This window comes from Halobacillus sp. BBL2006 (assembly GCF_000786645.1).
GTDB lineage: Bacteria > Bacillota > Bacilli > Bacillales > Halobacillaceae > Halobacillus.
In genome coordinates, this window is sequence record NZ_JRNX01000059.1 from 1 (window position 1) to 11,297 (window position 11,297).

The window sequence follows — 11,297 nt, forward strand, 5'->3', positions numbered from 1 at the left end:
GTTAGAGTATTATGCAAGCTATTTTGAAGAAGGCTTAAGTCCAACACAGCAAGGTATAGACATAGTCGAAGCCTTTAAAGAAGGGTCAAAACCGATGTTCTTTAGTGGTCCTTGGATGATCAATATCATCAATGATCAGGCACCAGATCTTGAAGGGAAATGGGCGACTGCTGTCATGCCTACAAAAGAAACAAATACATCCATGATGGGTGGATCCCTGCTTTCTGTATTTGAAAGCTCAGACAACGTTGAAGGCGCATTGAAATATATTTCCTTCATGACGGATGTAGAGACACAAATGGACTGGCTGGAAGAGTCCAATACGCTTCCGTCGCGTATGAAAGCTTGGGAAAAACCAGTAATGCAAGAAGATCCGAACTATGCCACATTCGGGAAACAATTGGAAAATACGAACCCAGGTTTACAGACCGAACACTTTGAAAGGATTGCTCAAGAACTCCTTGCTTCGATTGAACGCATTACTGAAGGCGGTGCAGACTTAGACAAGGAACTCAAAGCATTCAACCAAAAAGCACAAGAATTGATTGAAGAATAAACAAAGGATTGGGTGATGGGATGAGCGATCATTCCATCATCTTTTATCCATGTCATGTTCAGATAGGTGGGTTTTCATGAAACAGTTCAAAAACAGACACCCTTATATGTTTATTGGACCGGCTGTTCTTTTACTATCGTTATTCAGCTTGATTCCAATCGTGATTGCTTTTGTTATCAGTTTTACCGATATGAACTTGAAAGGACTGGCGGACTGGTCAAACATCACGTTCATCGGCTTTGAAAATTACAAGGATTTATTCTCAGACAGTACATTCATTAAATCGATTTTCAACACCCTTTTCTACGTTGTGATCGGTGTTCCTCTTGTCATTATTTGCTCGTTATCGATTGCCTTGCTGCTCAACTACGGAACAAGCTGGGTATTCAATACGTTCAGAGCCGTGTTTTATATGCCGTCGATTACGAACATTATCGCTGTTGCAGTGATCTGGGGCTATCTTTATAACACCGAATACGGCTTATTTAACTATCTGCTTTCGTTTCTTTCTGTTGAGAACGTTCCCTGGTTAGAAGAACCGACGATTGCGAAAATATCGTTGATTCTTCTAGCGGTTTGGAAAGGGATTGGCATTAATATGATCATTTTTCTGGCTGCTCTTCAAGGGATTCCAAAATCCTATTATGAAGCGGCTGAAATGGATGGAGCTAATCGTTTACAAGTGCTGTTCAATGTTACTCTGCCTTTGCTCCGCTATGCGACCTTCTTTGTTACTGTGACAACGCTGATTGGCTGGATGCAGTTCTTCGAAGAACCGTTCGTCATGACGGATGGGGGACCTTTAGATGGAACGATTTCCATTGCTTTGTTCATTTATAAAGAAGGTTTCCAGTTCAGTGAATTCGGTTATGCAGCCGCAGGATCTTTTATTCTGTTTGCCATGATCATCCTTGTCACTTTGATTCAATTCAAATTCAGAAAATCAGATACGGAATATTAAGAGAGGGGAGTGGAAGCTTATGGCTGCAGCAACAAAGAAAAGCAAGCTGGAAAAGTCGATTGTTATTTTCATTATGGTTGCAGGTGGGATCCTCGTTTCGATTCCGTTCATCTGGATGATCTCAAGCTCGTTTAAGCCGGAAAGTGAAGTGCTGGCGATTCCGCCAACGATCATTCCGGATAACCCGACGATTGAAAACTACATTAATTTGTTTACAAATATGAATTTTGCCGTTTACTTGAGAAATACATTAGTAATCGTGTTCTTCTCATTCATAGGGCTCTTATTCAATGCCATGGCCGGTTACGGGTTTGCGAAGTATAACTTCAAGGGACGGGAAAAGATCTTTTATATCGTTCTGGCTACAATGATGATTCCAGGACAAGTCACGATGATTCCAGTCTACCTTTTGCTCAATTATATGGGTTTAACCAACACGATGACAGGGATCGTCCTGCCTGGCTTGGCTGTCGCCTTCAGTATTTTCCTGTTCCGGCAGTTCATGACGACGATTCCGGATGATTTGATTGAGGCGGCGAGACTTGATGGTGCGGGAGAGTTCTACATTTTCTTCCGTTTAGTGGTTCCGATTGCAAAACCAATCTTTGCCGTGCAAGGCATCCTTACATTCATCGCTGGCTGGAATAGCTTCTTATGGCCATTGATTATCGCCAATGACGAAAGTCTTTACACATTGTCCGTAGGGCTGTCCTTATTACAAGGACAATATGCGAATAACTTCGCCTTGCAAATGGCCGGTGCCGCGTTCATGGTCGTTCCGATCATCATTATCTTCGCCTTTTTCCAAAAGTATATTGTGGAAGGATTTACGATGTCCGGCATCAAGTAGAATCGAATTTAGAGAGAAAACTGTTACAATAGAACTAATGAACCATATAGATGGAGGATTTCTATGGCTACGATCAAAGATGTGGCTAAACGAGCAGGAGTAGCTGTATCAACGGCTTCCTATGCCTTGAACGGCAATGAAAAAGTCAGTGCAGCTACGGTTGATAAAGTTCTGAAGGCCGCGAGAGAATTGAATTATCAGAAGAATGGTTTCGCTTCGGATTTGAAGCGGACAAAAACGAATACGATTGCTCTCATTTTAAGCGATATGTCCGGACCTTATTTTTCTGAATTGATTAAGGGGGTTCAGGAAGTGACCGCAAGCAATCAGTATGATTTGATTGCCTGCAGTTCTGTTGGGGGAGACCGGTCAACAGCGACTAAATTCCTTAGAGAAAAACGCGTGGACGGAGCGATTATTTTAGCTCACAATATCTCTACAAAAGCGATTGAAGAGTCAGCACGAGAGGACTTTCCAATAGTTGTCCTGGATCGTAATGTAGAAAATCCGTATGCCATCCATGTGGAGGTCAACAATCGCCAGGGAGGATATCAGGCAACGGAGCACCTGATCCAGAATGGTCACCGTTCCATTGGCTTTGTAAGTGGGCCGATCGACTCTCATGATAACGAGGAGCGTTTTAAGGGGTATATGGACGCGCTGAAAGACAATAATATTCCCTACCAATCACGTTTAAAAATGGGAGGAGAGTTCACCCGTGAAGGGGGCTATCGAGCTACGAAGATGCTGATTGCTCAGCAGAACTTACCGGATGCGATTTTTTATGCCAATGATGAAATGGCCATTGGTGGTCTGCAGGCGTTTCATGAAAAAGGGATTTCTGTTCCTGATGACGTCTCGATCGTCGGTTTTGATGATATTCAATTATCCGAGTACGTCCATCCTCCTCTTACCACGGTCCGTCAACCCAAGTACGAAGCGGGTGCTTTATCCGTACACATGATCTTTCAGATGCTTGCGGGGGAAAAGGTAGAAAGAAACTATAATTTATCAACAGAATTTGTTGAACGCTCTTCTGTAAAGAGAAATAAGGGAACCCGGTGATTCTTAGCTGAATCATCGGGTTTTCTTCATGTCGATTGCTTAATAGGCTTGCTAGAATTTAATTACATGAAAGTAATGGTTAAAAGGTCCTGCTATAAAAAATATGATAGAATAATTGTTATTATATTGAAATTTTGAGGGTGAGAATAATTATGGAAAATGTATTAATGGAATATGGAACGGAACAAAATCACTTGGGATGGTTGTTTGTCGCTGTAGCTGTTATCCTAATTGGTATTGTAGTCATCGTTGCTATTTCTAAGAAAAAAATTGATTTGCCAAAAAATCAAATGGATACCTTTCTTTACTCAGCTTGGGCTTTTGTACTTTTAGGTGCCTTGAGTGGAGTCTTTCTACTCTTTGATGCAGCAAATAATGAAGCAAAGAATGACAATGCCATGAAAAATTGGAGCAGCAACGAGGGTTATTATGTAGAAAGTTATGGAACAGTAAAAGAACGGGTAAATGAAACGACCATTAAAGTAGAGAATTCTGATTCATCAGTGGTAGAAAAAGAAGTCGACCAGATAATAAATGGATGTGATAAGGAAGTCTATGCTGAGTTAACCAACGGTCAGGTATGGTTGTGTGAGGAATAACATACATAAGAATAGTAGATTACATATATACAAGAAAAGGCACTTCACTCTATGAAGAGAAGTGCCTTTCTAGTTTCAAAATTCAAAAGGAAATTCACATAGCTTGTTATTTTATAGAAAATGTTTCTTTTTTCAATAGTTCTTCAGGTGCTTTTCCAATTTCGGAGGAGTGGAAATAATCTTGAATAACTCCTTCGTGTAAGTAGTTTGCGATCGACACCATGATCATTCCCTGGTCAAGTGCGAGATAAGCATTGGTCACTTCACCGGTTTCAACGTTTACGGAATCAAAAAATCCATATTTACCATAAGTATCGAAACGTTTCAATTGTTGGATGTTCTTAAACGCTTCTATCGGCGTGTAATCTAATGTTAGGAAGGTTGCATGAGGTGTAACCGTTCCGTCAGATTTGTACCCATCGGTTCCTAAAGGCGTAGCTGCAAATTCCGAGTATCCGTCTGGTGTAGCGGCTGGTGACATGCCCCAAGCTGCATATCCTTGTTCTTTTGCATACTCAATTTGGATTTCCGCGTGTCGCTGGTTGTTTAGGCCAAGGGCATCTTTTCCGAGTTCTTTCTCTTTAAGGACGAGTTGAGGCATGAGTGCTTCAAACATGCTTCCACCCCAGCTTGGTACATACTTTTTACCGTTATAGCTGTAGTGACCTTCAAAGACATCGATCCCGTCATATGTGGTTGTATATCCTTCTGGGGTTTGCTGCTGCCAATCCCAGCTTTCCGGCATCGTACGGAACATCCTCCACCAGTGTTCTTCAGGTACATCCCCTTTACCGATGGCAATGTAACTCGCTATTCGCGGTTCTGTATAAAAAGCGCCATAATGGTGGGCCGTATAACTTCCAGCAGCTACGTCATATCCACCTCTCATTTGTCCGACTTCAGGAGTATAGAGGGTGGAATAGTCCATGTTTTGAACGATTTCATTAGACTGCTCATAAAGCTCTGGATAAGCTTGACCAACTACAATTAGACCAGCAGACAACCAGCCATTGTCGACAGTGGAAATGAATTCACCCCAGTCTGTATATAGTGATCCATCAGAAGTGTTGTACCAATTGTAAAATAACCCGTTCCATTTTTTCATATCTTCGAGGGAGTTCAATGTTGTTTGAATCTTTTCTATTGATTCTTTGCGGGAGATTAAACCAGTTTCTTCAGCAGCGATCGTGCTCATCATGTACATGCCGATGTTGGTTGGAGAGGTGTGTTTCTGTGCAGTCATTTCCCCGTCTTCATTATAACGGACGGCATCGTAGGGAAGTCCTGTTTTTTCTACTGTGAAGTCTTCAAAGTATCGATACGTTTTCTTTGATACCGCTTTCAATTGTTTAGATAAAGCGACTTCTTTCCCTTTCGGTGCAGCAAGTGAGGAGGTGGGCATAGCGGCACTAATGGTTAAGATGAGTGCCAAGAACAAAATGGTGAACTTTTTCAATAGATACACTTCCTTTCTAGATTTGGTGAAACGTTTCGATTACTAGTTTACAAGAGTATGGTTTCGAGGTAAATAATGTAATAGTATGAACTGTGTTATTATTCTGATAGTTAAAAAGTAGGAAGGGAATTGCATATGTTTTAATCATTTATTTTAGGAGGTTATAAGATGCAGCATATACAGGAGTACATAAAAGAGATGGAAATGTACAAACCGGTACCTACTAAGCTGCCAGACCATGACTCATTCTGGCAGAGTACCTTGGAGGAAACGAGAAACAAGCCATTAAATGAAAATCTTCTCGAACGGGATTATCCAATTAAGGAAGTCAAGGCTTATGATGTGACGTATGCAGGGTTTGATGGAACACCGATTCATGGCTATTATATTGTGCCAAGAGAAACGGAAGGGAAACTTCCTTGTCTCATCTTTTTCCATGGATACACTGGAAATAAAGGATCGGTTTCTGAATATATGACGTGGTTAATCCAGGGCTATGCGGTCATCGTCATCGATGTGCGCGGTCAAGGCGAGACGGGGGATTATTCGAGCTATTCCTCTGATGCCCTTGGTTCCTGGGTGATAAAAGGGATTCTGGATAAAGAAGAGTATTACTACCGGAAAGTGTATATGGATGGAGTACGAGCGATTGATTTTGCCTGTTCTCGAGATGAAGTCGATCCAGAGCGGATCGGATTGATGGGGGCGAGCATGGGGGGCGGAATTACTCTTGCGGTGGCTGCCCTTGATGATCGACCGAAGCTCGCAGTTGCAGATATTCCGAACATGTGTGATTTAGGGCTGGCGATTCAGCAAAAATTCGAGGGATCTTTGACGTTTGTGGAGAACTTTCTTCACCGTTATCCAGAAAAAATAGAGCGCGTTTATGAGACGCTCTCTTATTTCGATAATCTTAATTTGGTACAGAAGATTTCTTGCCGGACGCGAATGTCGGTTGGATTGAAGGATTTGATTTGTCCGCCCCAGCCAATATTTGGGGTGTACAATCATGTGAAGGCACCGAAGTCCTTGGAGATTTACCCGTTTTCAGGTCATGATGTGAGCATGGTTTCTCATATCGATAAGACCATCGCTTACGTAAATGAATATTTGTGAGTGGGTATAACACCTCAGGTCATCCAGAATCTGGATGACCTGAGGTGTTTTCAGTGTTTATCGTCAAAGCTGGATGTTTTATCGGCGATTGCCGATATATATCAGCGAAAAATTAATTTTATCAGCGATTTAGAGATCAAGATAGTACTTTCTTCCTTTGTTCTTTCCTTTCTGATTTGAAGATATCGATTGAAGGATGCGTTTCGTTTGGAAAGGAGATTCAACTCTTAAAAATTTTCTCGCCTTTTCATTAGTAATCTCATTATCCAATAACAAGCTGTAGTCTTGTAAAGCTTCTATATGGGCGTGTTTGTCTGAACGATGGCATTTGGGACAGTGCCAAGTGCCGTGCTTTCTGTTTAAAGGAACATAACGGCAGGATGGACAATGAACACCTGTCTTTAAATCTGAGGGCTGAATGTCCATTGTGGCTATATAGTTGAAGGAGTGGGGGCGATGGTCATTATGAAGAGCTGATGAAATATTATGTAGTTCATCCAGGGAGATCGGTGTAGGAGACGGGAGGGTATCCAATTCTCTTATCTTTTCAGGAAGATCATAAGTTCGAATGACTATGCCAGCTTCAAGAGTATGCGCCTGAATAACACAGCGAGGATGGCTGTTCGTAACTAGGCAGTAGATAGGTGGAAGGGGAAAGGAGTGGAGGGATAGCCATTTTTTAAGTTGGTGTTTGTGTCTATTTACTTGGTGAATCGGATTATCAAACCCTTGAAGATCATCTCTAGTAAGCTGTTTATCATCGTAATTCAGGGTACCAGCCATATATTTTGCTTCAATAAGAAGGATGTAATTACTTGTTAAGATAATCGTATCATTCTGGAAGAAATGTGAGCCATCCCACAAGCGTAAATCGTGAAAAATGAAGTGGTCTTTTGTACAAAATGAGAGAGGATAATGCAGAGCCATTTCACCTTTGTGGCCGGCAAGTTCTAAGGCTAACTTATCTTTGAGGAATGTGTATTTGGGATGAGTCGTAACGAGCCGTCTATCTAAAGTTTCCAACTGTCTCAAGCTAAATGGAATTTCTCGATTTTTTACAATCATAGAATCAACACCTTTCTTCTTTATGTTGATTAGATTAGATATTAATGGCCTTGGTTCCTGCTATCATATCAATTTTGAAAAATAGAAGAGGGGGAGGTGGGATAATGATCGTTTTGCGGAAGATATCAGCGGAGATTAACTTTTATCGGCGAATAGTGACACATATCGGCGAACGCTGATATATATCGGCAAAAAACGAAATATATCAGCGAAACGCCAATCGAAACCTATTCAGTCAGCTCAATTACGGCATAGCCATAAGCAGGAAGCCTCACAGCCTCGTCTTCCACTTCAGCCTGATCACTTGAAAGAAGCACATCTCCCACTTTTTTTCCTAAAGGAACGCTCTGTGCTTTCTCGGTCGCATTGATAATAAACAGTAGTGACTGATCTCCAGAGTCTTTTTGATAGATGAGAATATTGTCTGTACTTTCCTTGAAGGACATTCGACCGTTATTCCCAAACGCCGACTCAGATTTCCGCAATTCAATCAGTTTTTGGACAAAAGAAAATAACTCAAGATCCTGTTCCTGCTTATCCCAGATCATGCATTTCCTGCAACCCGGATCTTCTCCTCCTGTCATCCCGACTTCATCTCCGTAATAGATGCATGGCGTACCTTCATAAGAAAGCTGGAAAAGGTACATAAGCTTCACGGCCTCTTTCTTCCCATCCGTATAGGTTAGGATTCTTGGTGTATCATGGCTGTCGAGGAGGTTAAAGGCCACTTTGTTCACATTCTCTGGGTACATATGCTGAACATGAGAAATTTGATTTTTAAAGTGATCCAAAGTAATTTCTCCATTGAAAAATTTCAACACAGCATTCGTGAATGGGTAGTTCATGACTGCATCAAATTGATCACCCTGCAGCCATGGCATTGAATCGTGCCAAATTTCTCCGAGGATATAGGCTTCTGGTTTAGCGGATTTTACCGTTCTGCGGAAGTCTCTCCAAAAAGCGTGATCCACCTCGTTTGCGACATCGAGACGCCAGCCGTCGATATCGAACTCTTCGATCCAGTAGCGGGCGACATCCAATAGGTATTGCTTCACTTCTGGATTTTCAGTGTTCAACTTCGGCATTTCGGGTACAAAAGCAAACGCGTCGTAATTCGGTTGAGGCTCTGTTTTCACTTCTTTTTCCCATAGATGGAACCAATCGTAGTAATCGGATTTTATACCATTTTCCAATACATCCTGAAATGGAGCAAAATAATAACCGCTATGGTTAAACACAGCATCGAGCATGACACGAATGCCTCGTTCATGGCATTTTCTCACAAGTTTGCGGAAGGTCTCTTTGTCTCCGAACTGGGGGTCGATTTCCATGTAATCAATGGTGTCATATTTATGGTTTGAATACGCCTTAAATATAGGAGTGAAATAAATGCCGTTAACGCCAAGTTTCTCAAGGTGGTCCAGGTGATCGATCACTCCTTGGAAATCGCCCCCAAAGAAACTATCTGGCTTTGGATCTTCACTTGCCCACGCGAGGGTACCCTTTGGATCTCTTGATGGATCTCCGTTTCCGAACCTCTCAGGGAAAATCTGATACCAGACCGTATCCTTCACCCACTCGGGTGCCTGGAAGACGTCTGCTTCATTCATGAATGGGAAGCAGAAGTGGTAGGCAATATCATCGACAGGTACCTTCTCATAGAATCCCTTTTCTGTGTACGTCAAAACTTCCTTTGAATCTTCCAATAGGAAAGAATAGCGTAAACGTCGATATGGAGGTTTCAACGAAGCGAACCAGTAATCGAACAGCTCATCGCTTCCGCTTTTCTCCATGGTCTTCTTTTCGAATTGCCATTCTCCATCTTCCCATACATACGGGTCCCCGTGGACAAGGGTAACAGTGTCGAGGTCATCTCTCTTCGTACGTAAACGGATATGAATGGTTTCTCTATCGTAAGCATAGGCGAAATTATTTTTCGGTCGATGGTAGATCGCTTCTTTTAACAAAAATATCATCCCTTCTGAACAATCGCTTGCACAATATTTTTCAAATTCATCTTTCTATAAATAAAGTATAGAATTATAGCCTTGAAGTCAATTAAAACAATGAAAGCGGTATATTTTCTATGAAAATAGATTTAAATTTAAAATATAAAAATATGAGAAAACGCTTGCAAAAATATCGTGGGTTTGTATAATAAGAATCAAGAAATGTGCAATCGTTTTCACTAACTTTTGCATTTATTCACGTTTAACGTGAAGTGAAAATATAAGGGGGAACTTATTGATGAAGAAATGGTTAAGTGTCTTACTCGTCGCCTTTCTTGCTGTTGGTTTGTTGGCTGCCTGTGCGCCGGATCGTGAAGAAGAAGCGAGCTCAGGAGGGTCTTCAGATAGTGAAGGAAATTCTTCTTCTGAAGATGGCATGCCAGAGAAACCTGAGAAACTAGTAATCTGGGAAGACAAAGAGAGAGGAGTCGGACTTGAGCCGGCCATTGCTAGTTTCGAAGAAGAATATGGAATCGAAGTCGAGTATGAAGAATTAGATATGGCCAGTGATATGCGTGAACGTCTACGTCTAGATGGTCCAGCTGGGACAGGCCCGGATGTTTTGACTATTCCACACGACCAAATTGGTCAATTGGCTACAGAAGGACTTCTTGCACCACTTGAAGTTGACAGTTCTGTCACTGATATTTATACAGAAGCATCTGTTAATGCTGAAACATACAATGGAAAATTATATGGACTTCCGAAGTCTACGGAAACTCCAGTCTTCATCTATAACAAAGAACACATGCAAGAAGTGCCAGAAAACTTTGATGAACTATTTGAATTCTCTAAGGATTTCGCTGGCAAAGAGAAGTACGGCTTCCTTGCTCTTTGGGACAACTTCTACTTTGGTAATGCGGTCTTGTCTGGTTACGGTGGGTATGTATTTGATCGTGCAGACGGAAAATTAAACCCTCAAGACCTTGGTCTGAACAACGAAGGTGCCATTGAAGGTGCAAACTATGTTCAAAAATGGTATGAAGAAATTTTCCCAAGCGGAATTGTTGGGGAAAGTGGCGGCTCTGCAAAAGATGGGCTATTCCAAGATGGTAATGTAGCTTCTATGATGGACGGCCCTTGGGCTTACCAGGCTCTAGACGAAGCTGGAATTGACTTTGGTGTTGCTCCACTTCCAAAACTGCCAAATGGTGAGTATCCACAAACATTCATCGGTGTTAAAGGCTGGCACGTATCAGCAATGTCTGAGAACAAAGAATGGTCAACGAAGCTAGTCGAATGGCTTGCGAATGAAGAAAATGCGAAAATTCGTTTTGAAAAAACTGGTGAAATTCCTCCAGTTAATTCCTTAATTGAAGATCCGATTATTGCTGATAACGAAAGAGCATCTGCGGTTGCAGTTCAATCTGAGCGTGGAGTTCCAATGCCGAACATTCCTGAAATGAGTGAGGTTTGGGAGCCAATGGCACAAGCACTGCAATTGGTTGCGACAGGTAAGTCCTCTCCAGAAGATGCACTGAATGAAGCAGTAGAAACTATTGAGAAACAAATTGAATTGAATCACTCAGGTAACGAATAAACGGGAGGGCGGCACCCGGGTCAAAGCGGGTGCTGCTTCTTTTTTAAAGAATAGCAAACAGAGAAAGGAGCCTGAACATG

The 11,297-nt window shown here is 41.8% G+C and carries 10 protein-coding genes; 7 read left to right on the forward strand and 3 right to left on the reverse strand.

Annotated elements, in window-relative coordinates:
- The 5 genes from LD39_RS02240 to LD39_RS02260 all read left to right on the forward strand — a co-directional run.
- Window positions 1-556: extracellular solute-binding protein (locus LD39_RS02240; protein ID WP_035542437.1), on the forward strand; the 556-nt coding region annotated here is incomplete at its 5' end.
- A gap of 76 nt (window positions 557-632) precedes the next feature.
- Window positions 633-1,517, forward strand: a complete 885-nt coding sequence (locus tag LD39_RS02245) for a carbohydrate ABC transporter permease (RefSeq protein ID WP_035542438.1) — start codon at window positions 633-635, stop codon at window positions 1,515-1,517.
- Between the two features lie 19 nt (window positions 1,518-1,536).
- A complete protein-coding gene (locus tag LD39_RS02250) occupies window positions 1,537-2,367 on the forward strand; it encodes a carbohydrate ABC transporter permease (protein ID WP_035542439.1) in 831 nt (276 codons plus the stop codon).
- A 63-nt stretch (window positions 2,368-2,430) separates the two neighbouring features.
- The gene (locus LD39_RS02255; RefSeq protein ID WP_035542440.1) at window positions 2,431-3,432 is read left to right on the forward strand and encodes a LacI family DNA-binding transcriptional regulator; all 1,002 of its coding nucleotides are present in this window, start codon (window positions 2,431-2,433) and stop codon (window positions 3,430-3,432) included.
- Between the two features lie 152 nt (window positions 3,433-3,584).
- Window positions 3,585-4,031, forward strand: coding sequence for a hypothetical protein (locus LD39_RS02260; RefSeq protein ID WP_035542441.1), 447 nt, complete (start codon window positions 3,585-3,587; stop codon window positions 4,029-4,031).
- A gap of 106 nt (window positions 4,032-4,137) precedes the next feature.
- Here LD39_RS02260 and LD39_RS02265 read toward each other — a convergent pair whose 3' ends face one another.
- Window positions 4,138-5,496, reverse strand: coding sequence for a glucoamylase family protein (locus LD39_RS02265; RefSeq protein WP_369793210.1), 1,359 nt, complete (start codon window positions 5,494-5,496; stop codon window positions 4,138-4,140).
- Window positions 5,497-5,655: 159 nt separating this feature from the next.
- On the opposite strand from LD39_RS02265, the gene LD39_RS02270 reads away from it, so the two are divergent.
- Window positions 5,656-6,603 (forward strand): alpha/beta fold hydrolase, encoded by a 948-nt coding sequence (locus tag LD39_RS02270; RefSeq protein ID WP_035542443.1) that lies wholly within the window; start codon window positions 5,656-5,658, stop codon window positions 6,601-6,603.
- A 129-nt stretch (window positions 6,604-6,732) separates the two neighbouring features.
- On the opposite strand, the gene LD39_RS02275 is transcribed toward LD39_RS02270, so the two are convergent.
- Both LD39_RS02275 and LD39_RS02280 read right to left on the reverse strand, forming a co-directional pair.
- A complete protein-coding gene (locus tag LD39_RS02275) occupies window positions 6,733-7,668 on the reverse strand; it encodes a nuclease-related domain-containing protein (protein ID WP_035542446.1) in 936 nt (311 codons plus the stop codon).
- Window positions 7,669-7,895: 227 nt separating this feature from the next.
- A complete protein-coding gene (locus LD39_RS02280) occupies window positions 7,896-9,635 on the reverse strand; it encodes a glycoside hydrolase family 13 protein (protein WP_035542449.1) in 1,740 nt (579 codons plus the stop codon).
- A 280-nt stretch (window positions 9,636-9,915) separates the two neighbouring features.
- Here LD39_RS02280 and LD39_RS02285 point away from each other — a divergent pair, with 280 nt between their 5' ends.
- Window positions 9,916-11,217, forward strand: coding sequence for an extracellular solute-binding protein (locus LD39_RS02285; protein ID WP_035542451.1), 1,302 nt, complete (start codon window positions 9,916-9,918; stop codon window positions 11,215-11,217).
- Window positions 11,218-11,297 lie beyond the last annotated feature (80 nt).